This is a genomic window from Pseudarthrobacter xylosi (genome assembly GCF_055412765.1).
In genome coordinates, this window is record NZ_JBVAYT010000004.1 from 18,179 (window position 1) to 45,177 (window position 26,999).

A 26,999-nucleotide genomic window follows, 5' to 3' on the forward strand; every position below is an offset into this window, starting at 1 on the left:
GCGCTCCTGGACGTTACCCGGCAGTCCCGATGCGCAGCGTCAGTGTGCGGGCCTCCGGTCGAAGCGCGAAGTCCGGCCAGACGTCCGGGCCGCAGGCCCGTGAACCCAACCCATGCTGGGCGGCGTCCAGGTAGAGGTAGCTGTGCTCACTTGGAGGCAAGTCGTGGGGATGGGCCGCGGCGCTGACCTCCTGCGCGGTGTGACGGGCCAGGGTGAAACCGGGCCGGCGTCCGCGGGCATCCGGCACTGTCTCGATCCTCAGCCACGGAGCACCCGAGTTGTTCAGCTCGAGTGAACGCACCGCACTGCGGTGCCCGCTCTCCTGGGGCTTTGCGTACGCAACGGTGAGGTCGTCGATTGCGGCCGAATACCGCCCGATCAGTGCCGCGTGCATGCTGTCCGGATACGATTCCCGGGGCCCCGCGCCAAACCAGGAGACGCCGTCCACGGAGCGGGGCAGCTCGAACCTCACCCCGATGCGCGGCCATATCATGTCCCAACCGGCACTGGGAACGATGTCCAGTCGCAGCCACAGCTCCCCATCCGCGAGCTGCCACTGCTCTTCAACCGTCACGGAGTCGGCGCTGTCGGCTGGCGCATAGCGCGTCCGTACCACTACGGATTCGTCGTTCGCCGCGATTTTTTCCACGCGGGCAGTCAGGCGGTCCAGGCCTGCGTCCCGCCACACAGAGGCCGACGTCGGGGCCGGCACCCCGTTGCCGTTGTTCAGCCAGGGGTCGCCGAGGTCGTAACTGCCGCGGCCCGCTCCGCCGTCGTTGTCCGTCGGTGCGCGCCAGAGCTCCAAACGGGGACCGGCTACCGACAAGCCGCCAAGCGACAGAAGGCGTCCCTCCTCGAAAACGGCGGGCCCGAGGTTCACCGTCGCGGTTCCGAAGGATTCGGCACCCGCAGACTCGGTCTTCAGGGAGCCGGTCCGGCCGACAGAAGCCAGCGGGCGCGGTGTCTGAACTGAGGGCGCAGGCGCCGAGAGATCCAGCTGGGCCGCTGAAATCACGTGCCCGGCCGGAGCCCAGTCGGTGTCCTTGCGGAGAACGGCTTCGACGGTGAGCCAGTACTCGCCGCTACCCGGGACGGCGAACTCCGGTAGCGCGAGGGTCACTGATTCGCCGGCCGCAAGAGCCTTGCCCGACGTGCCGGCCACTGCCAGTTCGCCCGAGTCGCTGCGGATGCCGTCCCCTTCCGTCCGCCATTGGAACACGACGTCGGACGCGTCCGCCGAGTGCCGCAGGTTGGCGACCGTGAAGAATCGCCGCGCATCGCCGTCGGACGCCGTTCCGACGGGCACCTCGGTGCCAAAGCTCAAACGGATCGGCGCGACAATCTGCTTGTATTCGAACAGCCCCGGACTCGGCGTCGAATCGGAGAGGACCATTCCGTCCATCACGAAGTTGCCGTCGTGGATGACCTCGTTGAAATCGCCGCCATAGGCGAAGAATTCGGTGCCGTCTTCCGTGCGGGTGCGGACGCCGTGGTCGCGCCATTCCCAGACGAAACCACCGTGCAGCCGCGGGTAGCGGTCAACGAGGTCCTCATACTGGTCGATGGCGCCGGGGCCGTTGCCCATCGCATGAACGTACTCGCACAGGATGAAGGGCTTGGTCCTTTGGCGTGCCGACTCGGCGGCGGAACAGCCCAACAGCAGCGAGCCGGAATCGTCGCGTCCGATCGCCTCGGTCTCGGGCACGGAGGAGTACATCCGCGAATAGACGTCCGTGTAGGCGCCGCTGTAATCGCCCTCATAGTGCACGGGGCGTCCGGTGTCACGGGCATGGGCCCACGCGGCCATGGCTGCGAGGTTGGCGCCCGTGCCGGCCTCGTTGCCCAGCGACCACATAACGATGGAGGGGTGGTTCTTGTCGCGCTCAACGGTGCGCTCGATGCGGTCCACAAAGGCCTCCCGCCAGGCGGCATCGTCGCTGGGATTGCCGGCCCACTGCTGAGCGGAGAAGCCGTGGGTTTCGAGGTCGCACTCAAGTACCACCCAGAAACCCATTTCATCGGCCAGGTCCAGAAGCCGCGGATGCGGGGGATAGTGGCTGGTGCGGATCGCATTGACGTTGAACTGCTTCATAAGGGCCAGATCGGCGCGGGCAGATTCTTCGTCGAAGACGCGGCCCCGGTCGGGATGGGTCTCATGCCGGTTCATGCCGTGGAACACCACCCGCCGGCCGTTCACCAGGAAGCGGTCGCCCACGATTTCCACCGTGCGGAACCCGAGGCGGAGCGAGACTGTCTCGGCAGCGCTCGCCACCGTCGCGTCGTACAGCCGCGGGATCTCGGCAGACCACGGCTCCACGGCGTCGATCACGATCGGGGCAACGTCCGCCGCCGAGTTCCACGTGACGTCCACGCCCAGCTCCGGCACGGACAGCGTCACCGGGAAGGCTTCGCTGGTAGCCGTGATTTCAGGGTCAATCGTGCCGGCGCCGGAATCACCGGAGCCGCTGAACGAGGTGCGCAGCCAGACGTCGTCGATGCCGCCCGCCGGCCGTGCCTGAAGCGTCACGTCGCGGAAGATGCCAGGCAGCCACCACTGGTCCTGGTCTTCGAGATAGCTCGACGCCGACCACTGGTGCACCCGCACGGCCAGCACGTTCGATCCCGGACGCACCGCGTCCGTGACGTCGAACTCCTGGGCCAGCCGGCTCCCGACGCCGACACCGATCGGAACGCCGTTGAGCCACACCTTGTAGCGCGATTCGACGCCGTCGAACCGCAGCAGGATCCGTTCGGCTTCGGTCCATGATTTCGGCAGTTCGAAGGTGCGCCGGTAGTCGCCGGTGGGATTCTCGTCGGGCACGTTGGGTGCATCGGTGGGGAAGGGAAAACGGACATTCGTATAGATGGGCCGCCCATAGCGCCCGTCTCCTTCCAACACCCAGTGGGCCGGGACGGCGATCTCGTCCCAGGGTGAGTCGTCGAACGCCTCCGCGGCGATGGCCTCCACAGCTTCGCCGGCGGGCAGGACGCCGCGGCCCCCGGGGGTTCCGGGTGCGCCGGGGAGGAGCCGGAAGCGCCAGTTGCCGTTGAGTGACTGGGTGGGAGCATCGCTGTGCAGCCAGGAACGGGCGGCTGTCCGCATGCCCGAGCCTGGTCCGCGGTCGATGATGTAGGAAACATCGGCGGTGCGCGCGGATGCTGTGGGCTGGGACATTACTTGACTGCTCCTTCTGTAAGCCCGAGCGCCGGAAACGCTGCAGGACCACCATGGCAAGTGTGTGAGGTCCAGCACATCCGGGACCGGTACGAGAAAGGCTAACACAAAATTCGAGTAATCACTCGAGTTTTGATCCTGTCCGCCAAATCCGCCTGTACACTGGCTTGCCATGACCACAAACGAGGTGAGTAGGCCGTCCCGGCGGGGACCATATGCGAAGTCGACGGAACGCCGGCACGCGATCCTGGTTGCCGCGCACGCCGTGTTTGCGGCCCACGGGTACCGCGGAGGCTCCTTGCAGGACGTTGCCGACCACGTCGGAATGAGCCAGACGAGCCTCTTGCATTACTTTCCGACGAAAAGTGATCTGCTGCTTGCCGTGCTCGATTGGCGCGACTCGATATCCGGGGATGGCACAACGCCTCCCGATCCCGAGGAAACGCTCGTGGACGCCGTGATCCGCCAGGCACGCTTCAACGAAGAGATCCCGGGCGTCATCGAGTTGTACACGGTGCTGTGCGCGGAATCCGTCACGGACGGCCATCCGGGGCGCGAATTCTTCACCGAACGATTTGAACGTCTGCGGCGTAGCTACGCCCAGCGGTTCACTCAGCTGGCCCAGGAAGGGCGGCTTCGCCCCGGCGTTGACCCGGAAGCCGCCGCGGCATCATTGATTGCCCTGTGGGACGGGATCCAGACACAGTGGCTGCTGGCGCCCGGCAGCGTCGACATGGCAGGGTGCCTGCGCGGCTACCTCGAGCTGGTTATCCTGCCCGAATGACCAAACGAATCCCCAAGTAGGTAGCAGCAGATGTCCTTTAGAGCCTTCAAAACGACACCTGCTGCTACCTAGCTGGGGAGGGGCGGGCTACCGGAACGCGCCGAGGCCCGTGATGTGCTGGCCCAGCACCAGCATGTGGACCTCGTCGGTGCCCTCGTAGGTGCGGACGGACTCCAGGTTGGCAGCGTGCCGGAGCGGTGAATAGTCCAGCGTGATGCCGTTGCCGCCGAGGATGGAGCGGGCTTCCCGGGCGATCTTGATGGCCTCGCGCACATTGTTCAGCTTGCCCAGCGAGATCTGCTCGGGCCGCAGTTTTCTTTCGTCTTTGAGGCGCCCCATGTAGTAGGCCAGCATGGTGCCCTTCTGGATCTCCAGCAGCATGTTCACCAGCTTCTCCTGCGTCAGCTGGTACCCGGCCAGCGGCTTGCCGAACTGCAGCCGGTCCTGCGAATACGCCAGGGCGGCCTCGTAGGAATCACGAGCGGCGCCCATGGCACCCCAGACGATCCCGTAGCGTGCCTCGTTCAGGCACGTAAACGGCCCGCGCAGGCCCATCGCCCCCGGCAGCATGGCCTCCGGACCCAGCCGGACGCCGTCGAACGTTATGTCGCACTGGATGGAAGCGCGCATGGAGAGCTTCTGCGAGATGGGCGTCGCGGTCACGCCGGGCGTACCGGCCGGAACCAGGAAGCCGCGGACGCCGTCGTCGGTTTTGGCCCACACCACCATCACCCCGGCCACGGACGCCAGCCCGATCCAGCGCTTAGCGCCGTCCAGGACCCAGCCGGCGTCGTCCCCGGTACCGTCCCGGCGGGCAAAAGTGGTCATCGAGGACGGATCGGAACCCGCCGTGGGTTCGGTCAGGGCGAAGCAGCCGATCACTTCGCCGGCAGCCATCCGGGGGAGCCACTCCTGCTTCTGGTCCTCCGAACCCCATGTGTGGATCGCCGTCATGGCCAGGGACCCCTGCACCGAGACGAAGGTCCGGATCCCGGAATCGCCGGCCTCAAGTTCCATCGCGGCCAGGCCGTATTCGACGGCGGAACGGCCGGGGCAGCCATACCCCTCAAGGTGCATCCCCAGGACGCCCAGCTCGCCGAGCTCGGGAGCGAGCTCCAGCGGAAAGACCGCATCGTCATACCAGCGGGCGATGTTTGGCTTGATCCGCTGGTCGGTGAAGTCGCGGATCCGCTGCCTGAGTGCACGCTCGCCAGCGCTCAACAGCGCATCAAGGGCCAGGATGTCCGAGGGGTCCGGTGCGGCAGGTACGTCGGCAGTGACATCAGCGTCGCTCATCTGAGTATCTTAGGCCGACGTCGATCTGGCGGACGCCGCCGCCGGCTTCCCGGTGAAGTACTCCCGCGTTGACGGCAGGAACCGGCAGACAACGGCAAGAACCACGCCCAGCGCCAGGAGCACCACGCCGCTGACAAACGCCCCGCCAACGCCGAAGATCTGAGTGTCACCGTAGGCCGGATCCCACATCTGGACGGCGGAAATGAAGAACGCAGCAGTGAGGATCAGGGCCCCGAGCAGCGGAAGGATGCCGCGGAACCAGAGGTTGCGGGCCGATTCCCTGAACGTGTCCCGGAAATACCAGAAGCACGCGAAGCCCGTGAGCGCGTAGTAGAACGCGATGAACAGGCTGATGGCGCTAATGGAATCGGAGAGCAGGTTCTCGCTGAGGAAGCTCATGGCCACGTAGTACACCACGGCCGCTGCGCCCATGACCTGGGTCGAGAATCCGGGGGTCTCGTTGCGGGTATGGACTTCGCCGAACTTCGGCGGCAGCGCGCCGTGCACACCCATCGACAGGGTGCCGCGGGCCGTTGGCAGGATAGTGGTCTGCGTGGACGACAGGACTGAAGCCAGCACGGCCACCACAATCAGCCAGCCCCATGGACCCAGGACCACGTCCTTCATGGCCAGGAAGACGTCGCTCTGGTTCGCTTCGTTGCCCAGGCCGATTCCCTCGGTCCCCACGGTGGCGTACATCATCACCAGGAGGGCTACCGAGACGTAGATGGCCACCAGGACAAAGGCTGAAATGACGGCGCCGCGCCCCGGCGTGGTGGTCGGGTTTTCGGTTTCCTCGTTTACTGCCAGGCAGGTGTCCCAGCCCCAGTAGATGAACAGCGCAAGAAGTGAACCGTGCACCACGGCACCCGGATCAGCAAAGGCGCCAGCCGGGTTGAACCACTCGACATCGAAGGCTTGGCCCTCTGGGGCCCCGCCCGCGATCCGCACAATGATGGCCAAGGCGAAGATTCCCAGCGATACGTACTGCACGTAGGTGAGGACCCGCTGGACGTGCTCACCCAGCCGGATGCCCCGGTAGTTCACCAGGGTCATAAACACGATGAACAGCACACCCGTTGCGGTGACCACCAGGCTGTTTTCTGCCAGTGAACCGTCGCCGATCAGCAGCCACAGGTACTGGCCTGCCACCTGCGCCAGGTTGGCCAGGACCACGATGCCGGCCAGGGCAACACCCCAGCCGCCCAGCCAGCCCGCCCAGGGGCCGAACGCCCGGCGGGACCAGGTGAATGTGGTGCCGCAGTCCGGCATGGCACTGTTGAGCTCCCGGAAGGCATAGGCGATGAACAGGACGGGGATGAACCCGAGGACCAGGATCAGGGGAGTGTAGTTTCCGTTAACGGCCACGATCAGGCCCAACGTGGCAGCCAGCGAATACACGGGCGCCGTGGAGGCTAGGCCCAGCATGACCGAGTCGCCGAGGTCCAGGATCCCCGCCCGGAGCCCCTTGGCGGGGACGGCACCACCGGCACCGCCGCCTGAATCGCCGCCGGAAGCGCCGCCCGCCGTCGTCGTCTCCGCACTCATACGGTCACCGGGCTCGGAGATGTCAGGGGGCTCATAGGGCGATACCTGCCTTGTTTGATTTGCTGGATGTGCTGGACAGGGCCGCCGCCGAAAGCGGCGCCGGGGCGTCGATGGTGTTGGGCACAAAACGGCAGAAGTAGTCGGTGATGGGGCCGTCCGATTCCCGGATCCCGCAACCCACGGACTCGCCATCAACCACCCAGAGGCCAAGGACGGGGTGGTTGCCGTCGAAGTCGGGCAGCGCGTGGAACTGCTGGTAGCACCAGCCCTCACGGCCGTACCCGCCGGGCTGCTCCAGGCTAATGCCCGGGGCGTGGATCTTGATGTTGTCGCCTTCGCGCCCGTGCAGCGGCTTGGCCACCCATTCCTTCAGGGGCCCGGGCTCGTTGAGGTATGCGGGCAACAGGTTGGGGTGGTCCGGGTACAGGTGCCACAGCGCGGCCAGCAAGGCTTTGTTGGAGAGCAGCATCTTCCACGCAGGCTCCACCCAGCGGGGATTGTGTGCGCGCTGCAGCAGCCGGTGCCCGAAAGGCTCCTTCATCATCAGCTCCCACGGATACAGCTTGAACATGGTGCTGATCATGAAGTTATCCATGTCCACAAAGCGGTTCAGGTTGGGATCCCAGCCAATATCGGACATGTTGATACCAATGGTGGTCCAGCCGGCCTGGCTGGCGACGTCCCGCATGTAACCGGCCGTCATCCAGTCCTCGCCGGACTCCTCAGCCTCCGAATGGGCAATGTGCAGCGTGCTCATGCCGGTGCGGTACTGCATTTTCTTCCACTGCCGGATCAGGGCCTCGTGGATGCCGTTCCACTGGTCTTTTTCGGGGAACACGTCCTGCAGCCAGAACCACTGCGCGACTGCGGCCTCGATCAGGCCCGTGGGAGTGTCGGCGTTGTACTCCAGCATCTTGGCGGGTCCGCCCTGGCCGTCATAGATGAAGTCGAAGCGCCCGTAGATATCCATGTCCGCGGCCTGCAACGACTCAGCGGCGAGCTCCAGCGCCTGCGGGCCAATGCCGATGTTCCCCATGGCGCCCGTGGCCAGGAACTTGGCCGCTTCCAGGCACATCTTGTGCATGTCCTCGGCCGTAACCTCAAGCGTCTCCACTTCATCCATGGTGAATTCGTAGTAGGCGGCCTCGTTCCAGTATTCGATCTTCTTGCCGTCGGGCATGGTGGTGGTGGAGAAGACCAGGCCCTGCTGTTCGATCTTCTGCTTCCAGTCAGGCCTGGGCTCCGATAACAACCGCTTCACGCCTAGCCCCCCGTGCTTCCGCCTTTGGAGCTGCTGCCAAAGCCGCCCCTGCTGACCGTTCCGCCCTTGGTGCTGTACCCGGTGGATGCCTTGGCGCCGCTGGGGACGGTGTTGGTGTAGCTCGGGTACGAGGACCGGTTCTGGCCCACCCCGGGAACGCTGGCGCCGCGGGAGTAGAAGTACCACGCGTAGAGTGCACCGCTTCGTCCGGCCGAACTGTTGCACTGCGTATCCTCTACGCGCTCGCCGGTTTCGTCGTTGAAACAGACCTGGGCGTAGTCGGCCTCGTCCTGGTTGCTGGCCACAACAGCGGTGATGGTGCCAGCAAGGAGGGCAGTGACTCCCAACCCCACCACAACTGTCCGCCGCTGGGAACGCTTCTTGCGCGCGGCCGCATCATGGGTCTGGCGCTCGCGGTCACGGGCGAAGGGATCAACCGTGGGAAGGGGTTCGTTCAGGAGTTCAGGGCGCAGTTCCGGCTTGGGAACCTGCCACGGCGGCGGCTTCGGCGCCCCCTGGTCCTTGCCTTGACCGGTGCCGGGGTCCTTGCCTTGGCCGTTGGCCTGGTCTTTGTCCGGACCGTTGCCTTGGTCCTTTTCCGGATCCATGACGTCCCCCCTTGGTAGTCCATGCTGAATGTGGGCGCAGCGGTGCGCCGGAAGCTCAATCCTAGGTTCAGCCTAGCCGCTGCCCCGGCCGGCTGCGACCGGAAACCGGGGGAGAAGTCCCCATCCTGCCGCCCAGTCCCAACACGGGCCCGGGAACCTAAACTTGAGCCATGGAAACCGCATCTGTGCTTGCCATCTGCCGCGTCCACCAGCTCCTCGCCACTGAGGGCAGTGTGGGGGTCACGGCCATCGACAAGCGCCCGGTGGAGGGCCCGGTCCGTGTCCACCGGCTGGGCCTGCACGGCGACGTGCAGGCGGACCGGATCAGCCATGGCGGGGAGGACCAGGCCATCTATGCCTACTCCCAGGACGACGCGGACTATTGGGCCGGCGAGCTCCAGCGGGATCTCCCACCCGGCATGTTCGGGGAGAATCTTCGCGTGGCCGGCATCGAAACCACCGGCGCCATCATCGGAGAGCGCTGGAAGATCGGGCTGGACGTGGAGCTGGAAGTCACTTCCCCGCGCACGCCCTGCGCCACGTTCCAACGGCGCCTGGACGAACCCCACTTCGTCAGACGCTTCACCGAGGCCGGGCGCGTGGGCGCCTACCTCAGGGTGATCCGCACCGGCAGCATCCAGGCTGGCGACCACATCCACCGCGTCTTTGTGCCCAACCACGGCATCACAGTGGGCAAGTGGTTCAGTGAGCCAGACCTGGAGTCCATGGAAGTCCTCCGGGACGCCGACGCCGACGGCGAGATCCGGCTGCAGCAGCCCGAATTCAGCCAGAAATTCGAAGCCCTGATCCGGAGGTCACGAGGGTAACGGCCCAGCTGGAGTGGCCGGCAGGGGAGCCATGTGCGCAAGCTCACCGCCGCCGTCGTACGCTCAATTAGCCGCAAAGCGGATCCGTACCCTACACTAGAAACATCCCCCACTCCGGAAATCCCTTATTCCTGCCCAATTTTTGAGGCAGGACTGGCAAGTGTTGGGGCCCGCTAATGTGATGCGGGCATTTTCATAGGGAGAGCCGGCTAAAGAAAACGCTGTACAGACTGCTGAGATAGCAGCCAAGAGATGCAGCGGGAAGTCCTGCCACGGGATTGCGAAAGCGCCGGACTTCTAAGTGACCGGCCGGTCAATGTATGCCCGGCACCCACGGCACATTGTACTGCGGCTCCGCTCACCTCGGGTTGTGCCGCCTGGCCCCCTATGGATGAGGAAATTTCCCTATGCCCGAAAATCAAAATGACGCCACCGTTGAAGCAGTAACTGTCGAAACCGTCGCCGTCGAATTCACCGAGGCCGTTGCCCCCGCAGCAGAGCCCGCCGTCACTGAAGCCGAAGCCCCCGCCGCTCCCGCTGAAGAAGCCCCCGCCAAGGTTGAAGAAGCGCCTGCTGCTCAGACCGAAGCGCCTGCTGCCAAGTTTGAAGAAGCTCCCGTAGCCAAGGCTGAGGAAGCTAAGAAGACGGAAGAAGCGCCCGCCAAGGCTGAGGAAGCCGAAGAAGAGGGCGTCAAGTTCGCCGATCTCGGCATCGATGCCCGCGTCCTCGCCGCACTGCAGGATGTCGGCTACGAAAAGCCTTCCCCGATCCAGGCAGCAACCATCCCGCTGCTGCTTGAAGGCCGCGACGTTGTGGGCCTCGCCCAGACCGGCACCGGTAAGACTGCAGCATTCGCAGTACCGGCACTGTCCCGTCTGGCCGAGCTCCACGACCTCAACGGCCCGTCACGCAAGACCCAGGCCCTGGTCCTGGCTCCGACCCGCGAGCTCGCACTCCAGGTTGCCGAGGCCTTCACCTCGTACGCCAAGCACATCGATGACTTCACCGTCCTCCCCGTCTACGGCGGCTCCGCTTACGGCCCCCAGCTCGCCGGCCTGCGCCGCGGTGCCCAGGTTGTTGTCGGTACTCCCGGCCGTGTGATCGACCACATCTCCAAGGGTTCCCTGGACCTGTCCGAGCTCCAGTACCTGGTGCTGGACGAGGCTGACGAAATGCTGCGCATGGGCTTCGCCGAAGACGTGGAGCAGATCTTCCAGCAGACCCCGTCGGACCGCCAGGTTGCGCTGTTCTCGGCCACCATGCCGAGCCAGATCCGCCGCATGTCCAAGCAGTACCTGAACAACCCTGCCGAGATCTCGGTCAAGTCCAAGACCACCACCGGCGCCAACACCCGCCAGCGGTACCTGCAGGTTATGGGCCCGCACAAGCTGGACGCCCTGACCCGCATCCTCGAGGTTGAAGAGTTCGACGGCGTCATCGCCTTCGTGCGCACCAAGATGGCTACCGAGGACCTGGCTGACAAGCTGAAGGCCCGCGGTTTCCAGGCTGCCGCCATCAACGGCGACATCCCGCAGCAGCAGCGCGAACGCACTGTCGAGGCGCTGAAGGAAGGCCGCATCGATATCCTGGTGGCCACCGACGTCGCGGCCCGTGGCCTTGACGTTGAGCGCATCAGCCACGTGGTCAACTACGACATCCCGCACGACACCGAGTCCTACGTCCACCGCATCGGCCGTACCGGCCGTGCAGGCCGTTCCGGCGACGCCATCCTGTTCATGACGCCGCGCGAGAAGTACCTGCTGCGTTCCATCGAGAAGGCCACCCGCCAGCCGGTGGAGCAGATGCACCTGCCCACGGCCGAGACCGTGAACACGCTGCGCCTGGGCAAGTTCGCTGAGCGCATCACGGAGACCCTCGAGTCCGAGGACGTTGCCGCATTCCGCGACCTCATCTCCTCCTACGAGGAAGAGCACAACGTGCCGGCCTCGGAGATTGCTGCTGCGCTGGCCGTGATGGCCCAGGGCGGTCAGCCTCTGCTCGTCAAGGAACTGGCTGCAGCTCCTGATTTCCAGAAGCGCGAGCGTTCCAAGGACGGCTTCGGCTCACGCGGCCCGACCCGTACGCTCACGGAAGGCAATGCCACCTACCGGATCGCCGTCGGACGCCGCCAGCGCGTTATGCCGGGCTCCATCGTGGGCGCCATTGCCAACGAAGGCGGCATCTCCTCGGCCAACATCGGCGGCATTGATATTCGGGCCGACCACTCCCTCGTGGAGCTCCCGGCAGACCTCAGCGCCGACCAGCTGAAGGCGCTGTCCCGCACCCGGATTGGCGGCGAGCTGATCCACCTCGAGCTGGATAACGGCCGCAAGCCCTCCGGCGACGGCGAGCGTGGCGGCTACCAGGGCAACCGTGGCGGCGGCGATCGCGGCGGTTACCAGGGCAACCGTGGTGGCGGCGATCGCGGCGGTTACTCCGGCGGTGGCGCCGGCGGCGGAGACCGAGGCGGCAACTTCAAGGGCAACGGCGGGTTCAAGAAGGAATTCCGCAAGACCGACGGCGAGCGTAGCTCCGCTGACCGTGGCGGCCGCTCCTTCAGCGACCGCAACGAGCGCGGCGTGGGCACGGACGCGGCACGCAAGCCGCGCACCGAAGGCGGCTTCAAGCCCCGCAACAAGTGGTAACCACTGCTTCCTAAAGTGAACTGAGAACGGGCCGGCTTTCTGCCGGCCCGTTCTGCTTTAACTTTGCCGCTTAAGTTCGCTTGGTCACATCTCCTCAGGGTTCCGTCTCCGGGCCGGTGCACGGTCCGCCCGAAGGCCTCAGAGAGCCCGTATTTCCGGCACTTTTGGCGCCTTTGACACCGTTCTGGAGCCGATTTGTTGGTGGCCAAATCTTCCGGTAGAGTATTTACTCGTTGCCCCCCTAGCTCAGTGGTAGAGCGCGTTCTTGGTAAGAACGAGGTCACCGGATCGATTCCGGTGGGGGGCTCTGGATGAGGGCCTGTGTCAAGGCGGTTTTTGACCGGCTTGGCGCAGGTTTTTCTCATTCGTGGCGGTGTAGCTCAGTTGGTTAGAGCGCACGACTCATAATCGTGAGGTCGGGAGATCGAGCCTCCCCACCGCTACAGGCTAAGCCCCCGGAATCCCCGAGATTCCGGGGGTTTTTCTGTTTCCGTGAGACCGTGTGGGTTATCTACTTGACCACCACCAACCTCTGGACCATGGCGCAACAGTTCGCCATCAAATAAGGGCTTCGCCTACCCAATACCCTCCGACGGCGGCACAATGGGCGGCATGGGCCAGCTCATCTACTCAGGCATCGCGTCCCTGGACGGCTACGTGGCGGACCGGGACGGCAACTTCAGCTGGAGCGCGCCGGACGAGGAGGTCCACACGTTTGTCAACGATCTCGAACGCGACGTAGGGACCTATCTCTACGGCCGCCGCATGTACCAGGTCATGTCGGCGTGGGAGACCTTCGATACCCCTGATCTGCCGGACTACATCCGGGACTTTGCGCGGATCTGGCAAGGGGCAGAGAAGGTTATCTACTCCACCACGCTCACCGCTGCCTCCACGGCCAACACCAGGATCGAGCGGACTTTTGTTCCCGACGCAGTCAGGGAATTGAAGGACGCCACCGAAGGAAACATCAGCATCAGCGGCCCCACCTTGGCCGAGGCCGCACTCCGGGCCGGGCTGGTGGACGAATGCCGCTTGTTCCTCAACCCGGTGGCCGTGGGGGGAGGCCTGCGCTTCCTGCCGGACGGGCTGGGCCTGCGGCTGGAACTCCTTGAACAGCACACGTTCGGAAACGGCGTGGTTTACCTCCGCTACCGCACGCTCTCCTGACGCCAGCCGGGACCGCTGTCCACATACGGCCGGCAAATGCGCGGGCCCGCCGCCGCGAGGGGCAGAATGGGGACATGACCAGCATCGTTATCATCGGCGGCCACGGCAAAGTGGCCCTCCGTCTGTCCGCGCTTCTTACCACCGAAGGTCACACCGTCACGTCGATCATCCGCAACCCGGACCATGCGGCAGACGTTGCTGCAACCGGAGCCACGCCGTCGGTCCTGGACGTTGAAAATTCGACGACGGCGGAAATCGCCGACGCCCTCAGGGACCATGACGCCGTGGTCTGGTCCGCCGGGGCCGGGGGAGGAAGCCCGGAACGCACTTATGCGGTGGACCGTGACGCAGCCATCCGGTCGATGGACGCGGCGGCGGCGGCCGGCGTCGGGCGGTACGTCATGGTGTCCTACCTCGGCGCGGGACCGGACCATGGAGTCCCGGTAGATAACAGCTTCTTTGCCTACGCAGACGCCAAAGCAGCGGCGGACGAATACCTGCGTGGCACCACACTGGCCTGGACCATCCTGGGCCCGGGAACGCTGACGGACCAGCCGGGGACCGGGCTCATCGAAGTGGACCCCGGCCGGGAAGGCAGCGGGGCAACCTCCCGCAGCAACACGGCCAGTGTGGCAGCAGCCGTGCTGGACCTGCCCGAAACGGCGGGGAAGACCATCGAATTCCGCGACGGCACCCTGCCTATCGCCGCGGCGCTTGAGCCGCAGCCATAGCCGAAGGGACCGGATCAGGGTGCTGGCCCCGATAAGCTGAAACAGGCGGCGGGCGCCTCCGGCCGGACGGCGGGACAGGTCGCCTCCGTTGGGGAAGCAGGCACATGGATCAGTTGGCACTCATCATCGGACTTCTGCTGGCCACCGTGGTGGCTGTCGGGCTGGGGGACCCTCCAACGACGGGGCTGAGGAGCGTGACGCCGCCCGTGTCCTGGCCCAGCGGGCTCAGGCTGCAGCGGTGGCTGCCCTGAAGGAGCACGACCTCATGAAGGACCTGCCGCCCGAAAAGGTGGCACTGGTGAAGGAGAAGATGGGCCGCCTGCACGCCGAACTCCTGGACGGCAGTCTCCGGAACGAAAGCGTGGCCGATCTCCGCGTCCGGGGCCGCGGCCTGGCCATCGCGGTCCAGACCATCGCCCTGGATGCCGCGCGGCAGGAAGTGGTGCTCGCCCGCAATGAACCTGACATGGACCCCGAAGTGGCGGACAGGGTGTTGCGCCAGCTGGACCTGCGGACCATGATCATGCCGGAATAGGCCTGCCGGACACGCGCCTTGGTGGTTTACATCTTGGCCCAACGTTGAGTACTGTCCGGAGTCATGCGCATGGCCATTACATAGAGATCAGTCCACCCAGCAGGACCTATCCACACAGAGAAGGATCATCCCTTGCATTCCACCGCCACGCTGGCAACCCTGTCCGATCCCGACCACATGAGCGATCCGAACTGGTGGCGCCAGGCCGCTGTTTATCAGATCTATCCGCGCAGCTTCTCCGATTCCAACGCCGACGGACTGGGTGACATCAGGGGCATCACCTCCAAGGTCCCGTACCTCAAGGCGCTGGGCATCGACGCCGTGTGGCTCAGTCCGTTCTACCCATCGGCCCTAGCTGATGGCGGCTACGACGTGGACGACTACCGCGACGTCGACCCCAAGCTCGGCACGCTGGCGGACTTCGACGAAATGGCCAAGGTGCTGCACGGCGCCGGGATCAAGCTGATCGCCGACATCGTCCCCAACCACTCCTCGAACCGGCACGCATGGTTCAAGGAGGCACTCGCATCGCCGAAGGGCTCCGCCGCGCGTGAGCGCTACATCTTCCGTGACGGCAAGGGCCCCAACGGCGAGGAGCCGCCGTCGGACTGGGACTCTGTTTTCGGCGGACCGGCCTGGGAGCGCATCACCGAACCTGACGGCACGCCCGGCCAGTGGTACATGCACATCTTCGCCAAGGAGCAGCCGGACCTTAACTGGTCCAGCAGAGAGGTCCGCGATGACTTCCTCAAGACGCTCCGCTTCTGGTCCGACCGCGGTGTGGACGGCTTCCGCGTGGACGTGGCCCACGCGCTGACCAAGGACCTGACCGAACCGTTGCTGTCCCAGCTGGAGCTCAGTGTGGCCAACACCGGCACGGACGGGTTCGACGACGGGACGCACCCGTTCTGGGACCGCGACGACGTCCACGACATCTACGTCGAATGGCGCGAGGTCTTCAACGAGTACAACCCGCCGCGCACGGCCGTGGCCGAAGCATGGGTCCACGCCACCCGCCGTGGCCGCTACGCCAGCCCCGAAGGCCTTGGCCAGGCCTTCAATTTCGATCTGCTCCAGGCCGCCTTTGATGCCGGGGAATACCGCGAAATCATCACACGTAACCTGGCCGAAGCCAAGGAGACCGGAGCCTCGTCCACGTGGGTATTCTCCAACCATGACGTCGTCCGGCACGCCACCCGTTATGGCCTCCCGCAGGGCACCGGCAAGCACGCCGGAAGCCAGGACGGCAAGGCCTGGCTGCTGGCCGGTGCCCCCGCCGAGGAACTGGACGTGGAGCTGGGGCTGAAGCGTGCGCGCGCGGCCACCTTGCTGATGCTCGCACTCCCGGGTTCGGCCTACCTCTACCAGGGCGAGGAACTGGGTCTGCAGGAGGTCACGGAAATCCCCGACGCCGAGCGCCAGGATCCGGCGTTCTTCCGCGACCGCGGTGTACAGATTGGCCGCGACGGCTGCCGCGTGCCGCTGCCGTGGAAGGTCGAGGGAACGTCGTTCGGTTTCGGCGACGGCGGCGCGCACCTGCCGCAGCCGGACTGGTTCAGCCAGTACGCGGTGGAGGCACAGGACGGTACCGAAAACTCCACCCTGGAGCTGTACCGCACAGCCCTCAAGCTGCGCCGGGAACTCCAGGCCGGGGAGGAGCTGGAATGGGTGGAGACCGGTACCCGTGACGTCCTGCACTTCCGCCGCCCCGGCGGTTGGCAGTCCGTTACCAACTTCGGGGACACCGCCGTCGAGCTGCCGGCAGGTACCGTCCTGGTGAGCAGTTCCCCGTTGGTGGACGGCAAGCTGGGCGCCAACAGCACCGTCTGGCTGCGCTGATGCAGGAACTCATCTACGGCTGCATGGGCCTGGGCGGCAGCTGGACCGATGAGCCGCATAACGTGCAACACGTGGATGAAGCCGCTGCCGCCGTCGAGGCCGCCCTGGCCGCCGGCATCACGCTGTTCGACCACGCGGACATCTACCGCAGCGGCAAGTCCGAGGCGGTGTTCGGCGAGGTCCTCGCGGCAACGCCGGGCTTGCGTGACCGGATCCGGCTTCAGACCAAGTGCGGGATCCGGCTCAACGAACGCGGGCTGGCCACCCACTATGACCTCAGCCGGCAATCCATCCTGGAACGGGTGGACGGCAGCCTGAAGCGGCTGCAGACGGACTACGTGGACGTCCTCCTGCTGCACCGCCCGGATCCCCTGACGGACCTGGCGGAGGTGGCGGCCGCCGTCGGGCAACTGCTGGCCGACGGCAAGGTGCGGGCGCTTGGGGTGTCCAACATGTCCGGCGCGCAGATCGAGGCGTTGCAGGAACGGCTGGAGGTGCCGGTGGTGGCCAACCAGCTGGAGATGAGCCTGCTGAAGCGGGCCTGGCTGGAGAGCCAGGTCCTGGTGAACCATCCGGAGTCGGCGGATTACAGCTTCCCGCACGGGACCCTTGCATACTGCGGCAACAACGGCGTCACCGTGCAGGCTTACGGTGCGCTGGCGCGGGGGCTGTACACCGGATCAGTTCCGGAAAGCCCGACGGCGGCGGAGACTGCCGCGGCCGCGTTGGTTGCGGAGCTTGCCGGGCAGTACGGCACCACGGGGGAGGCTGTCCTTCTGGGGTGGCTGATGAAGCATCCGGCCGGCATTTCGCCCGTGATCGGCACCGTGAATCCGGCGAGGATCGCGGCCTGCGCGGACGCGGGCCGGGCGGCGGAGGCACTGACCCGGGCCGACTGGTACGGGCTGTGGATCGCGGCGCGGGGCAGCAACCTCCCCTGAGCCCGATGGTTGAGCTTGTCGAAACCCGGCATCCCCACCCGACGGACCGACGGGTGGGGGGTGCCGGCGGGGATTCAGGCTGCGGTGCGCGGTGCGAACATGATCACGGCCACGCCAAGCAGGCAGATCACCGAGCCGGTGATATCCCACCGGTCGGGCCGGAACCCGTCGAAGATCATGCCCCAGACCAGCGACCCGGCCACGAACACGCCGCCGTAGGCAGCGAGGATCCGGCCAAAGTGGGCGTCCGGTTGGAGCGTCGCGGCGAAGCCGTAGATTCCCAGGGCCAGCACTCCCAGCCCGGCCCACCACCAGTCCTTGCCCTCGCGGACGGACTGCCAGACGAGCCAGGCTCCACCAATTTCAGCCGCTGCGGCGAGGATGAAGAGCAGAACGGTTTTAGCGATAGTCACGGATTCATCATCGCAGGGCCTGGCCATGTCATGTCTGGTTGGACCAGCGTCTCCCGCCGCCATTCAGTCTCGCCATTCAGTCTCGCCGTTCAGTCCCGCCATTCAGTCTCGCCGTTCACATGGCGGAGGAGCGGCGTTCGATCAAAATGGTGTCCCGCCACTGCCCGCTCAGCGGTCCGTGGGTCATCCTGGCGATGCGGTTTCTGCGCCCCACGACGACATAGCCGTTCGCGAGGTGGAGTTTGAGGCTGGCCTCGTTTTCGGGGAAAACGCTGGCCTGGATGGTCCAGATTCCGTCAGCTTCTGTGGATTCTGCCAAGGCACGCAGCAGCGCGGCTCCCAGGCCGAGCCCGCGGGCTTCGGCTGCGATATAGACGGAGTGTTCCACTACGCCGGAGTAGACGGGCCGGGCAGAGACAGGGGACACTGCAGCCCAGCCGAGGATCCTGCCTTCGACGGTTTCGGCGACGAGCCGGTGGCCGGGAAGTCTCGAGTCGTTGAACTGTTCCCAATCGGGTGCCTCCGATTCGAAGGTGGCGTGGCCGGTGGCGATTCCTTCACCGTAGATCCTTTGGACGTCCGGCCAATCGCCGTCGCGCATGGGACGTAGCGTGACGGCGGACCGTTCCGGCGCTGTCATAGGGTTGCCACGAGTCTGGCCGTCTCCTCCAGGGCTCCGGGTACCAGGGAGTAGTAGGCCCATGTGCCGCGCTTTTCGCGGTGCAGCAGACCGGCCTCGACCAGGATTTTCAGGTGGTGGGAGACCGTGGGCTGGCCCAGGTCCAGCGGTGCCGTCAGATCGCATACGCAGGTTTCACCGGAGGCCTCGGCCTTGACGATGGAGAGCAGCCGCAGCCGGTTCGGATCGGCCAGCGCCTTGAAGACCAGGGCTTTCTGCTTCGCCTCCTCGGCCCCCAGCGCAGGTGGCCCTGCGGGGGTGCAGCAGGCGTCGTCCGTGGCCTGGTCGAGTACGGGCATCAAGTTCATGTACCCATTATGCCCGAATATTGACCATCATCAATATATGAGCTGCGCGGTTCCGTCGCCGCCGCGCTGCCGCCGCGCCGCCGCCGCACCGCCGCCGCGCTGCCAGGACTGCCAGACGGGCCCGGCAGGAGGGCGAAGTTTTAGGACCTGGCCTTTTCCGAGGAGTGCGGCAGAACGACGTCGTCCGTATTGTTCGCGGCGGAGGGGAACAGGATGAGCAGCAGCCCCAGGCCGACGGCCGCTCCGATCAGCTGCGCCAGGACGAAGCCGGGAACGGATCCCGGTGCGATGCCGGCAAAAGTATCGCTAAAGATCCGGCCGACTGTCACGGCCGGGTTCGCGAACGACGTCGAGGACGTGAACCAGTACGCGGCGCCGATGTAGGCACCCACCGCCGGTGCTGCGAGGACTCCCCGCTTGGTGGCGGCCAGGGCGAAGATCAGCAGGACGAGGCCTGCGGTCGCGACCACTTCGCCCAGCAGGTGCCCGGTGGTGGCGCGGTCCTTGACCGAGATGGAGGTCCCCACCTCAAACATGGCGTTCGCCACCACACTGCCGCCGATGGCACCGACGGTCTGGGCAACCACATAGGTGCCTAGCTCCGGCAGGGTCAACCCGGTTCCGCCGCGCCGGCCCAGGACCCAGTCCACCAGCGAGACCACCGGGTTGAAGTGTGCGCCGCTGACGGGACCGAAGACAAGGATCAGCACCGTCAGGCCCAGGACCGTGGCGGTGCTGTTCTGGAGCAGTTGCAGGCCGACGTCATTGGGGGAGAGTTGCTGGGCGGCGATCCCGGAGCCGACAACGATCATCACGAGCAAACTGGAACCGAGCAGTTCGGCGACGGCGCGGCGCCACAACGGCGGCTGTTGAGAAGTCATGCCAACAGCTTGACGCAAGAAATTAACTCAGTCAAAATTGAACCAATGAATACTGACCCAGTTGAAGTCTTTCGGGCGCGGGTCGCCAAGCATGCGGCCCTGGCGGATCCCGCGCGGCTGCGCATCGTGGACCTGTTGACCCTGGGGGATCTTTCCCCCACGGAACTGCAGGCCGAGCTCGGGATGCCGTCGAACCTGCTGTCCCATCATCTGCGCACACTGGAAGGAGCGGGTCTGGCGACCCGCCACCGTTCAGAGGCGGACAGGCGCCGCAGCTATATCCAGCTCGCCGCCGGGGCGCTGGAAGGTCTGGCTCCCGGGCGCGAACACGGAGCCCGCCGCATCCTTTTTATCTGCACCCGGAACAGCGCCAGGTCCCAGCTGGCTGCCGCACTCTGGAGTCAGCTCAGTGAGATTCCCTCCACGTCGGCGGGCACCCATCCTGCGGACCACATAGCCCCAGGGGCCATTCATGTCGCCAGCCGCCACGGCGTTGCTCTGGCAGACCTTGCCCCGCGCCGGCTGGACTCGGTGGCGAGCGGTGAAGACTTCATTGTCACCGTGTGCGACAACGCCCATGAGGAACTCTCCAATCTGGGAGGGATCCACTGGTCCGTTCCGGATCCCCTGAGGCTGAACACGGAGGACGCCTTCGAGGACGCCTTCGCTGACATCGCCCGGCGCGTCGGCGACCTCGCACCCCGCCTGCACGCAGCCTAAGCACACCACGCCAAATATTGACAATCATCAATCTATTGTCTGATACTGCATACATCGACGCATATCAATGTTTCAGGGAGAATCACGTGAGCACCGAAACCGCCAAGAAGCCCTCCGTCCTGTTCGTCTGCGTCCACAACGCCGGGCGTTCGCAGATGGCCGCAGCCTTCCTCACCACGCTCTCCAAGGGCGGGATCGAGGTCCGCTCCGCCGGTTCCCAGCCTGCCGACAAGGTCAACCCGGCCGCCGTCGAGGCCATGGCGGAGCTTGGCATCGACATGTCTGCCGAGATCCCCAAGGTCCTCACCACGGAGGCCGTCAAGGAGTCCGACGTCGTGATCACCATGGGCTGCGGTGATGAATGCCCGTACTTCCCCGGGAAGCGCTACGAAGACTGGGTCCTGGAGGATCCGGCCGGCCAGGGTGTCGAATCTGTCCGCCCCATTCGAGACGAGATCAAGACCCGCATCGAAGGACTCATCGAGTCCCTGACGCCGGCGAACATCTGATGGAAACGACAGAACCTGACGGCGGCAAGGGCTCATTGAAGAACCTCCCCGTCGCAGTCATCGGCGCCGGCCCCATCGGACTGGCCACGGCGGCCCACCTGCTCGAACGAGGCCTCGAGCCGCTGATCTTCGAGGCCGGCCCGACGGCGGGATCCGCCATTGAGCAGTGGCGCCACATCCGGCTGTTCTCACCCTGGCGGTTCAACCTCGACGCCGCGGCCGTGCGTTTGCTGGAACGCACCGGCTGGGAGACCCCTCGCCTGACGGCGCTCCCTTACGGCGGGGAGCTGATCGATCACTACCTCGCCCCGCTGGCCGCGACACCGGAGATATCCTCCCGGCTCCAGACCAGTGCACGGGTCCTCGCAGTGACACGCCAGGGCATGGACAAAACCCACGTCCGGGACCGCGACGCCGCGCCCTTCATCGTCCGGGTCGAACACGGCGGCGGCGAAATCCGCGACCACACCGTGGCAGCCGTCATCGACGCATCCGGCACCTGGTCCACCCGCAACCCGCTGGGAACTTCCGGCCTGCCCGCCATCGGCGAGGACACAGCCGCGGCGCGGATCTCCTCTCCGCTGCCGGACGTCACGGGACGGGACCGCGCCTCCTTCGCGGACCACCGGGTGCTTGTGGTCGGCGCCGGCCACTCGGCCGCGAACACCCTGATCAATCTGGCAGACCTCGCCAAGGACGAACCCGGAACCATCATCCTGTGGGCCGTGCGCGGAGCTTCGGCGGAGAAGGTCTACGGCGGGGGTGATGCCGACGGACTGCCCGCCCGCGGCCAGCTCGGATCCCGGCTCCGCCGACTCGTTGAAGCCGGAACCATCGAACTGCACACCGGCTTCGGCATCTCCTCGCTGAAGACCCTGGACACGCACCTGAGCGTCGAGGCTGTCGACGGACGCACCCTGGAGGCGGACATCATCATCCCCTGCACGGGCTTCCGGCCGGATCTGGACATCCTGCGTGAACTCCGGCTCAATCTTGACCCCGCCGTCGAAGCACCCGTCGAGCTGGGCCCGCTGATTGACCCCGAATTCCACTCCTGCGGCACCGTCCAGCCGCACGGCGCCAAGCTGCTCGCCCACCCGGAGAAAGACTTCTACATCGTCGGCATGAAGTCCTATGGCCGTGCCCCGACCTTCCTGCTGGCCACTGGCTACGAACAGGTCAGGTCCGTCGCCGCGGCCCTCGCCGGCGACCAAGCCGCGGCGGACACTGTCCACCTGGAACTGCCCGAAACCGGGGTATGCTCCACCGACGGCGGCACCAGCTGCGACGTCCCCGCGGCCTCAACAGCGGACCGCGAGGGCTCGGCCGAGGGCGGCTGTTGCGCCGCACCGGAACCGGTCCTCGTTGGATTTCCCACGGGGCTGGTCCACGGCCGTTCCGCAGAACAGAAAGAAGCCAGCAACTCATGACCGAAACCACCAAGACTCCCCGCGTCCTGTTCGTGTGCAGCAAGAACGGCGGCAAGTCCCAACTGGCGGCCGGTCTCATGCGGGACCTCGCCGGGGACGGCGTCACCGTTCACTCGGCGGGCACCAAGCCGGGCAGCTGCCTGAACAAAGAGGCCGTGGACTCCCTGAACGAACTAGGCATCGACATTTCGGGGGAGCACCCCAAGCCCGTCACTGACGAGGTGCTTGATGCCGCCGACGTGGTCATCGTGCTGGGCACCGAAGCCAAACTTGAACCCCGCGATGGCACCCGCTTCGAAATCTGGGAAACCGACGAACCTTCCACCCGGGGCATCGAAGGCAAGGAACGTATGCGCCTCGTCCGCGACGACATCAACACCCGCGTCCGGAAGCTCTATGGGGAACTCACAGGGAACTGAGCCGGCCCGACCTCGTGGGGAGCGAAACCTGGGTCTCGACAGGCTCGACCACCGCCGCTGGCCTGTCGCATCTGTATTGTTCGGCACGTCCGGCACTTTTGCTTAGCGCTGGCGGTGCCCGGGCAGATACGGTAGTAGCATGACGTCACCCACCGCCACCGAGACCCTACGCCCCAAGCGCAACATCCCAGCAGAAATCGCCCGTTCGTGGCTTCTGGTCAACGCGATGAAAACCGACCTTTTTGACCAGTCGGCTGTTTCGCGCGCGGACTCGATCATCCTGGACATTGAGGACGCCGTGGACCCGTCGCAAAAGGACGAGGCACGCGGACACGTGATTGACTGGCTCAGCGGCGGCGGCCAGGCCTGGGTCCGCATCAACGATGCCACCAGCCCGTTCTGGGCCGATGACCTTGCAGGGCTTCGCGGTACTCCGGGGCTGCTCGGCGTGATGCTCGCGAAGACCGAATCAGCAGACCAGGTGACCGAAAGCTTCCACCGGATGGACGGCAAGACGCCCGTCATCCCGCTGGTGGAATCGGCGCTCGGCATCGAAGAAGCCAACAACATTGCCAAAGCCCAGGGTGCGTTCCGCCTGGCCTTCGGTTCCGGCGACTTCCGCCGCGACACCGGCATGGCCGCCACCGCGGAGGCCATGGCCTACCCGCGCGCGAAGCTGGTGGTTGCCAGCCGCGTCGGCAACCTCCCGGGCCCCATCGACGGCCCCACGGTCGGCACCAACCACCCCATCCTGCGCGAGCAGACCGGTATCACCGTGATGATGGGCATGACCGGCAAGCTGTGCCTGGCCATCGACCAGACCAACGTCATCAACGAGGTCATTAGCCCCAGGCCGTCGGACGTCGCCTGGGCCACGGACTTTATGTCCGACTTCGAGGCCAACGGCCGCGTCATCCGCGACGGCTCGGACCTGCCCCGCCTGGGCCGCGCCGAAAAGATCATGAAGCTCGCCGTAGCGTTCGGCGTGCAGCCGGCGCTGTAGCGCCACCCGTTTACGCAAAACACAGGAGACCCCGTGCCCGATACCCGCTATCTGGTTCACGGGGTCTTTTGGGATGGCGCCCCGGCGCAGACGGCAGGGCACGACGGCGGCACCCCGGTTCTGCGCCTCCAGTTATCTTCAGGGGATCTCCACGAGGTCAGCCTCGTGCCCGGCGCCAGGCTCGGTTTTGCGGTGGCCGATCACGGCAGGTTCTGCCTGGGGCACTATAAGGTCCACTCAGCCAGGAGCCGCGACCACATCCTGTGCCCGGCCAGCGCCCCGGCTGTGAAGGGCAAGCAGTGCGAACGCTGTTTTGTGCTGGACGATTCCCGCCTCATCCATGATTTCCACCGGGGCGGCCGCGTTCCGGACGGGCTGCGCACGTACCTTCTGCAGGATCACTGGCTTTACGTGGCCACGTTCGCCGGCGGGGCGAGCAAGGTGGGCACAGCGTCCCACCTGAGGAAATGGAACCGGCTCGCGGAACAGGGAGCGGTGGTGGCGCGGTACGTTGCCAGGGCGGAGGACGGCCGGGTGGTGCGGCTCCTTGAGGACATGGTGACTCGCGAGGCCGGGCTGGCGCAGCAGGTGCGCTCCGCCGCGAAGGCCGAAGCCCTCGCGGGCCCGTTGCCCGCGGCTGCGGTGGACTCCATGAATGAGCGGCATGCGGCCGCGGTCCGCGCGCTGCTGGGCCAGGCCGCCGTCGAAGGTTTCAGCATTGTGGACGAACTGTGGGTGCGGCCGGCGCAGGCGGCAGGGCTCTGTTCCCCAACGGCGCGCCACGCCTACCCCCATCCATTGGAGCAGGGAAAGCACGGCTTCGGGATCACCGCGCTGAGCGGGACCAACGCCCTCGCCAGCCTGGCCGGAACGGAGGCGGCGTTTGTGGTGAACCTTGGCCGTCTGACCGCTCGGACCATCGTTCTGGGGGACTTCGACTCGGAGGTGCCGGCCGTGCAGGAATCGCTGTTCTGAACCTGCTCGGTAGACTGTCACGGTGCTCAAAGAATTCTGGGAGTCAGCGCCCACCTCGTACAAAGTCCTGGTGTTCGGCGCCATGGGCCTCATCGGCGTCGGGATCATCCTGAACCTGATCGGCAACACCTCCGGAAACCAGGGCCTCGCCATGGCGTCCCTTGCCGTCATCGGTCTCGGCCTCCTCCTGCACATCGCCGGGATTGTGGTGCGGGGCCAGAGCATCCGGAAGAACCTCAAGCGTTAGCGGCCGCGTTCCGGACTACGTGGCTGCGGGCATGCTCCACAGCCTCGGGCAGGGACGTGAACAGGTGCTTATGATGCCGTAGCGAGCGGATGACGCCGACATTGGTCACAAGCTCGAGGTGTTGCGGCTGAAGGCCCTTCAGCAGGACTGTCACGCCGCGCAGTTCCAGCGCTGAGATCACCTCCACCAGCATGTGGGCTCCGGTGGCATCCAGCATCCGCACCTGGGACAGCCGGATTATTGCCACCTGGATGTCCCGGACCTGGCTGATTTCCTGCAGGACGCGTTCCGCGGCGCCGAAGAACATGGCCCCGTCCAGCGTGAAGACCGCGATGTGTCCGTCCCCCTCCTTACGCGGTCCCGGAATCTCTTCACGCTTGACGCTGCTGAGCGTGGCGAACTTCCGCAGCGTGAAGAGGGCCGCGGCGACAAGCCCGATCTCGATGGCCACGATCAGGTCGAAGGCCACGGTAATAAGTGCGGTGAGGACGAACACGAAGGCGTCGGCTCGGGTGGAGCGAATGATGGCGGTAACTGTGTGCCGCGAAACCATGCGGGTCGCCGTGACCATCAGGATCCCGGCCAGGACCGCCAGCGGGATCTTCCCTACGAGGCCGGCCGCCAGGTAGATGATGGCCAGCAGCACCAGCGCGTGAACAATCGCGGAGAGCCGGGTCTTCGCGCCGGAGCGTACGTTGACCGCGGTCCGGGCGATGGCGCCCGTGGCCGGCATGCCCCCGAAGAACCCCGCTGCCACGGAGGCGAGTCCCTGGCCCATAAGTTCCCGGTCCGGACTGTAAGCCCCCGAGGGCCTCCCGTCAGGGCCAACCATGCCGGCTGCCACGCGTGCCGAGAGCAGGGACTCGATTGCGGCAAGTGTCGCGATAGACACCGCGGGCATGAGCAGCCCGCCCAGCGCTGCCGGATCAATGGACGGCATCGACGGTGCGGACAGGGAATGGGGCAGGGCGCCGATCCGTGGAATGTCCAGCTGCAGCAGCTCGGCCGCCACGGTGGCCAGCAGTACTGCGATCAGGCTCGCGGGCAGGGCTTTGTTCAGCTTTGGGAGCAGGAGCATCACGGCGGCTACGCCCACCACGACGCCGAGCGTTTGAAGAACCGCGGGCAAGGTGGCCTGGGAGGCGCTCTCGAAGGCGGCCAGCAGGGTGTTGTGGCCCGGTATCCCCGCGGTGCCGGTGGCCATGGGGACCTGCTGCAGGAAGATGATCGCGGCGATCCCGAGCGTGAAGCCCTCCACCACCGGCCACGGGATGAAGGCAACCGCCCGGCCCAGCCCGCTGATGCCGAGGATGGCCACGAGCAGCCCTGCGATCAGGGAGACCAAAGCGATGCTGCCGACGCCGTGCGTAGCGACCACCGGTGCCAGCACCACGACCATCGCGCCGGTGGGGCCGGAGACTTGGACATGCGAGCCGCCCATGACCGCAGCCACCAGGCCGGCCACGACGGCGGTGATGAGTCCGGCTTCGGCGCCGACGCCCGAACTTACTCCGAATGCCAGGGCCAGCGGCAGGGCCACAATCCCCACGGTGATGCCGGCCAGCAGATCCGTTTTCCAGGACGAGCGCAGGCCGTCGTAGTCACGGCGGGACGGTAGGAGCCGGCTGAGGTGCGCCAAGGCGGCACTCATGAATTTGAACTATTCAGATGCTCGTTGGGCAGCCCCTGCGCGAGTCTGAGCTGTTCGTTGGAGTCGGCCAGGCTGTCGAGGAGGAAGACCCGGGAGATGGTGAGTAATTCGGCGATCTTCGGATGTGCCAGCCGGTAGGTCACGGAGTTGGCGGTCCGCACCGACGTGACCACTTTGTGCTTGCGCAGGGTGGCCAGGTGCTGGGAGAGGTGGGAGGCCTCAAGCCCGGTTTCTGCAAGCAGGTAGCTCACAGCCGCTGTGTTCTCCGGAGCCGCAGCCAACAGTTCCAGGATCCGGATCCGTGCCGGGTGGGCAAGGGCCTTGAACAGGTTGGCTTTGATCTCGTAGAGCGGAGCCTGGGCGGGGGACAACATGGGCGGCGCTCCTGGATGAACCACTTGATG

The 26,999-nt window shown here is 65.9% G+C and carries 27 protein-coding genes and 2 tRNA genes; 18 read left to right on the forward strand and 11 right to left on the reverse strand.

The window, feature by feature from the left end:
- Positions 1–13: 13 nt before the first annotated feature.
- Positions 14–3,175, reverse strand: a complete 3,162-nt coding sequence (locus ACZY1F_RS10105; protein ID WP_463941596.1) for a glycoside hydrolase family 2 TIM barrel-domain containing protein — start codon at positions 3,173–3,175, stop codon at positions 14–16.
- Between the two features lie 172 nt (positions 3,176–3,347).
- Here ACZY1F_RS10105 and ACZY1F_RS10110 point away from each other — a divergent pair, with 172 nt between their 5' ends.
- Positions 3,348–3,959: a TetR/AcrR family transcriptional regulator gene (locus tag ACZY1F_RS10110; RefSeq protein ID WP_463941597.1), complete on the forward strand. Its 612-nt coding sequence runs from the start codon at positions 3,348–3,350 to the stop codon at positions 3,957–3,959.
- Between the two features lie 87 nt (positions 3,960–4,046).
- Here ACZY1F_RS10110 and ACZY1F_RS10115 read toward each other — a convergent pair whose 3' ends face one another.
- The 4 genes from ACZY1F_RS10115 to ACZY1F_RS10130 are packed head-to-tail and all read right to left on the reverse strand — an operon-like array spanning position 4,047 to position 8,672.
- Entirely contained in the window at positions 4,047–5,255 is a 1,209-nt protein-coding gene (locus ACZY1F_RS10115) for an acyl-CoA dehydrogenase family protein (RefSeq protein ID WP_463941598.1), read from the reverse strand.
- Between the two features lie 9 nt (positions 5,256–5,264).
- Entirely contained in the window at positions 5,265–6,803 is a 1,539-nt protein-coding gene (locus tag ACZY1F_RS10120; protein ID WP_463941599.1) for an APC family permease, read from the reverse strand.
- A gap of 31 nt (positions 6,804–6,834) precedes the next feature.
- The gene (locus ACZY1F_RS10125; RefSeq protein ID WP_463941600.1) at positions 6,835–8,064 is read right to left on the reverse strand and encodes a glutathionylspermidine synthase family protein; all 1,230 of its coding nucleotides are present in this window, start codon (positions 8,062–8,064) and stop codon (positions 6,835–6,837) included.
- 2 nt (positions 8,065–8,066) lie between these two features.
- On the reverse strand, positions 8,067–8,672 hold the full coding sequence (locus ACZY1F_RS10130; protein WP_463941601.1) for a Tat pathway signal protein: 606 nt from the start codon (positions 8,670–8,672) through the stop codon (positions 8,067–8,069).
- A 170-nt stretch (positions 8,673–8,842) separates the two neighbouring features.
- Between ACZY1F_RS10130 and ACZY1F_RS10135 the strand changes: the two genes are divergently transcribed.
- From ACZY1F_RS10135 to ACZY1F_RS10180, 10 genes are all read left to right on the forward strand, one after another.
- Positions 8,843–9,499, forward strand: a complete 657-nt coding sequence (locus ACZY1F_RS10135) for an MOSC domain-containing protein (protein WP_463941602.1) — start codon at positions 8,843–8,845, stop codon at positions 9,497–9,499.
- Between the two features lie 407 nt (positions 9,500–9,906).
- Positions 9,907–12,144 carry a DEAD/DEAH box helicase gene (locus ACZY1F_RS10140; protein WP_463941603.1) on the forward strand — a complete coding sequence of 746 codons (2,238 nt, stop codon included), beginning with the start codon at positions 9,907–9,909 and terminating at the stop codon, positions 12,142–12,144.
- A gap of 235 nt (positions 12,145–12,379) precedes the next feature.
- Positions 12,380–12,451 (forward strand) — tRNA-Thr (locus ACZY1F_RS10145).
- A gap of 62 nt (positions 12,452–12,513) precedes the next feature.
- Positions 12,514–12,587, forward strand: a tRNA-Met gene (locus ACZY1F_RS10150).
- Between the two features lie 169 nt (positions 12,588–12,756).
- Positions 12,757–13,314, forward strand: a complete 558-nt coding sequence (locus tag ACZY1F_RS10155; RefSeq protein ID WP_463941604.1) for a dihydrofolate reductase family protein — start codon at positions 12,757–12,759, stop codon at positions 13,312–13,314.
- A 74-nt stretch (positions 13,315–13,388) separates the two neighbouring features.
- The gene (locus ACZY1F_RS10160) at positions 13,389–14,045 is read left to right on the forward strand and encodes an SDR family oxidoreductase (protein ID WP_463941605.1); all 657 of its coding nucleotides are present in this window, start codon (positions 13,389–13,391) and stop codon (positions 14,043–14,045) included.
- 104 nt (positions 14,046–14,149) lie between these two features.
- On the forward strand, positions 14,150–14,296 hold the full coding sequence (locus tag ACZY1F_RS10165; protein WP_463941606.1) for a hypothetical protein: 147 nt from the start codon (positions 14,150–14,152) through the stop codon (positions 14,294–14,296).
- Positions 14,284–14,580, forward strand: a complete 297-nt coding sequence (locus ACZY1F_RS10170; protein WP_463941607.1) for a hypothetical protein — start codon at positions 14,284–14,286, stop codon at positions 14,578–14,580. The genes ACZY1F_RS10165 and ACZY1F_RS10170 overlap by 13 nt, the downstream gene beginning before the upstream one ends.
- A gap of 132 nt (positions 14,581–14,712) precedes the next feature.
- Entirely contained in the window at positions 14,713–16,419 is a 1,707-nt protein-coding gene (locus ACZY1F_RS10175; protein ID WP_463941608.1) for a glycoside hydrolase family 13 protein, read from the forward strand.
- Complete coding sequence (locus tag ACZY1F_RS10180) at positions 16,419–17,360, forward strand: aldo/keto reductase (RefSeq protein WP_463941609.1); 942 nt, start codon at positions 16,419–16,421, stop codon at positions 17,358–17,360. Before ACZY1F_RS10175 ends, ACZY1F_RS10180 begins: the two co-directional genes overlap by 1 nt.
- A gap of 74 nt (positions 17,361–17,434) precedes the next feature.
- On the opposite strand, the gene ACZY1F_RS10185 is transcribed toward ACZY1F_RS10180, so the two are convergent.
- From ACZY1F_RS10185 to ACZY1F_RS10200, 4 genes are all read right to left on the reverse strand, one after another.
- A complete protein-coding gene (locus ACZY1F_RS10185) occupies positions 17,435–17,773 on the reverse strand; it encodes a YnfA family protein (RefSeq protein WP_463941610.1) in 339 nt (112 codons plus the stop codon).
- Positions 17,774–17,888: 115 nt separating this feature from the next.
- The gene (locus ACZY1F_RS10190) at positions 17,889–18,413 is read right to left on the reverse strand and encodes a GNAT family N-acetyltransferase (protein ID WP_463941611.1); all 525 of its coding nucleotides are present in this window, start codon (positions 18,411–18,413) and stop codon (positions 17,889–17,891) included.
- A complete protein-coding gene (locus ACZY1F_RS10195) occupies positions 18,410–18,760 on the reverse strand; it encodes an ArsR/SmtB family transcription factor (RefSeq protein WP_463941612.1) in 351 nt (116 codons plus the stop codon). Before ACZY1F_RS10195 ends, ACZY1F_RS10190 begins: the two co-directional genes overlap by 4 nt.
- A gap of 140 nt (positions 18,761–18,900) precedes the next feature.
- Positions 18,901–19,641: an aquaporin gene (locus ACZY1F_RS10200; RefSeq protein ID WP_463941613.1), complete on the reverse strand. Its 741-nt coding sequence runs from the start codon at positions 19,639–19,641 to the stop codon at positions 18,901–18,903.
- Between the two features lie 45 nt (positions 19,642–19,686).
- On the opposite strand from ACZY1F_RS10200, the gene ACZY1F_RS10205 reads away from it, so the two are divergent.
- The 7 genes from ACZY1F_RS10205 to ACZY1F_RS10235 all read left to right on the forward strand — a co-directional run bounded on the left by ACZY1F_RS10205 (position 19,687) and on the right by ACZY1F_RS10235 (position 24,944).
- On the forward strand, positions 19,687–20,361 hold the full coding sequence (locus ACZY1F_RS10205; RefSeq protein WP_463941614.1) for an arsenate reductase/protein-tyrosine-phosphatase family protein: 675 nt from the start codon (positions 19,687–19,689) through the stop codon (positions 20,359–20,361).
- A gap of 86 nt (positions 20,362–20,447) precedes the next feature.
- The gene (locus ACZY1F_RS10210) at positions 20,448–20,870 is read left to right on the forward strand and encodes an arsenate reductase ArsC (RefSeq protein ID WP_463941615.1); all 423 of its coding nucleotides are present in this window, start codon (positions 20,448–20,450) and stop codon (positions 20,868–20,870) included.
- On the forward strand, positions 20,870–22,300 hold the full coding sequence (locus ACZY1F_RS10215) for an FAD-dependent oxidoreductase (RefSeq protein WP_463941616.1): 1,431 nt from the start codon (positions 20,870–20,872) through the stop codon (positions 22,298–22,300). Before ACZY1F_RS10210 ends, ACZY1F_RS10215 begins: the two co-directional genes overlap by 1 nt.
- Positions 22,297–22,719 carry an arsenate-mycothiol transferase ArsC gene (locus ACZY1F_RS10220; protein WP_463941617.1) on the forward strand — a complete coding sequence of 141 codons (423 nt, stop codon included), beginning with the start codon at positions 22,297–22,299 and terminating at the stop codon, positions 22,717–22,719. Before ACZY1F_RS10215 ends, ACZY1F_RS10220 begins: the two co-directional genes overlap by 4 nt.
- 139 nt (positions 22,720–22,858) lie before the next feature.
- Positions 22,859–23,722, forward strand: a complete 864-nt coding sequence (locus ACZY1F_RS10225; protein WP_463941618.1) for an HpcH/HpaI aldolase/citrate lyase family protein — start codon at positions 22,859–22,861, stop codon at positions 23,720–23,722.
- Positions 23,723–23,755: 33 nt separating this feature from the next.
- Positions 23,756–24,697 carry a DUF2797 domain-containing protein gene (locus ACZY1F_RS10230; protein WP_463941619.1) on the forward strand — a complete coding sequence of 314 codons (942 nt, stop codon included), beginning with the start codon at positions 23,756–23,758 and terminating at the stop codon, positions 24,695–24,697.
- Between the two features lie 22 nt (positions 24,698–24,719).
- Complete coding sequence (locus tag ACZY1F_RS10235) at positions 24,720–24,944, forward strand: DUF3188 domain-containing protein (RefSeq protein WP_463941620.1); 225 nt, start codon at positions 24,720–24,722, stop codon at positions 24,942–24,944.
- Here ACZY1F_RS10235 and ACZY1F_RS10240 read toward each other — a convergent pair.
- Positions 24,934–26,595 carry a SulP family inorganic anion transporter gene (locus ACZY1F_RS10240; protein WP_463941621.1) on the reverse strand — a complete coding sequence of 554 codons (1,662 nt, stop codon included), beginning with the start codon at positions 26,593–26,595 and terminating at the stop codon, positions 24,934–24,936. The two genes, ACZY1F_RS10235 and ACZY1F_RS10240, sit on opposite strands and share 11 nt — an antisense overlap.
- Positions 26,592–26,969, reverse strand: coding sequence for an ArsR/SmtB family transcription factor (locus ACZY1F_RS10245; RefSeq protein WP_463941622.1), 378 nt, complete (start codon positions 26,967–26,969; stop codon positions 26,592–26,594). The genes ACZY1F_RS10240 and ACZY1F_RS10245 overlap by 4 nt, the downstream gene beginning before the upstream one ends.
- Positions 26,970–26,999: the final 30 nt, after the last annotated feature.

Coding starts and splice junctions, on each gene's coding strand:
- ACZY1F_RS10195 (WP_463941612.1), bottom strand. CDS start 18,760: ATGAACTTGATGCCCGTACTCGACCAGGCCACGGACGACGCCTGCTGC.
- ACZY1F_RS10245 (WP_463941622.1), bottom strand. CDS start 26,969: ATGTTGTCCCCCGCCCAGGCTCCGCTCTACGAGATCAAAGCCAACCTG.
- ACZY1F_RS10240 (WP_463941621.1), bottom strand. CDS start 26,595: ATGAGTGCCGCCTTGGCGCACCTCAGCCGGCTCCTACCGTCCCGCCGT.
- ACZY1F_RS10180 (WP_463941609.1), top strand. CDS start 16,419: ATGCAGGAACTCATCTACGGCTGCATGGGCCTGGGCGGCAGCTGGACC.
- ACZY1F_RS10190 (WP_463941611.1), bottom strand. CDS start 18,413: ATGACAGCGCCGGAACGGTCCGCCGTCACGCTACGTCCCATGCGCGAC.
- ACZY1F_RS10130 (WP_463941601.1), bottom strand. CDS start 8,672: ATGGATCCGGAAAAGGACCAAGGCAACGGTCCGGACAAAGACCAGGCC.
- ACZY1F_RS10200 (WP_463941613.1), bottom strand. CDS start 19,641: ATGACTTCTCAACAGCCGCCGTTGTGGCGCCGCGCCGTCGCCGAACTG.
- ACZY1F_RS10110 (WP_463941597.1), top strand. CDS start 3,348: ATGACCACAAACGAGGTGAGTAGGCCGTCCCGGCGGGGACCATATGCG.
- ACZY1F_RS10215 (WP_463941616.1), top strand. CDS start 20,870: ATGGAAACGACAGAACCTGACGGCGGCAAGGGCTCATTGAAGAACCTC.
- ACZY1F_RS10225 (WP_463941618.1), top strand. CDS start 22,859: ATGACGTCACCCACCGCCACCGAGACCCTACGCCCCAAGCGCAACATC.
- ACZY1F_RS10155 (WP_463941604.1), top strand. CDS start 12,757: ATGGGCCAGCTCATCTACTCAGGCATCGCGTCCCTGGACGGCTACGTG.
- ACZY1F_RS10105 (WP_463941596.1), bottom strand. CDS start 3,175: ATGTCCCAGCCCACAGCATCCGCGCGCACCGCCGATGTTTCCTACATC.
- ACZY1F_RS10120 (WP_463941599.1), bottom strand. CDS start 6,803: ATGAGTGCGGAGACGACGACGGCGGGCGGCGCTTCCGGCGGCGATTCA.
- ACZY1F_RS10140 (WP_463941603.1), top strand. CDS start 9,907: ATGCCCGAAAATCAAAATGACGCCACCGTTGAAGCAGTAACTGTCGAA.
- ACZY1F_RS10220 (WP_463941617.1), top strand. CDS start 22,297: ATGACCGAAACCACCAAGACTCCCCGCGTCCTGTTCGTGTGCAGCAAG.
- ACZY1F_RS10160 (WP_463941605.1), top strand. CDS start 13,389: ATGACCAGCATCGTTATCATCGGCGGCCACGGCAAAGTGGCCCTCCGT.
- ACZY1F_RS10205 (WP_463941614.1), top strand. CDS start 19,687: ATGAATACTGACCCAGTTGAAGTCTTTCGGGCGCGGGTCGCCAAGCAT.
- ACZY1F_RS10165 (WP_463941606.1), top strand. CDS start 14,150: ATGGATCAGTTGGCACTCATCATCGGACTTCTGCTGGCCACCGTGGTG.
- ACZY1F_RS10115 (WP_463941598.1), bottom strand. CDS start 5,255: ATGAGCGACGCTGATGTCACTGCCGACGTACCTGCCGCACCGGACCCC.
- ACZY1F_RS10135 (WP_463941602.1), top strand. CDS start 8,843: ATGGAAACCGCATCTGTGCTTGCCATCTGCCGCGTCCACCAGCTCCTC.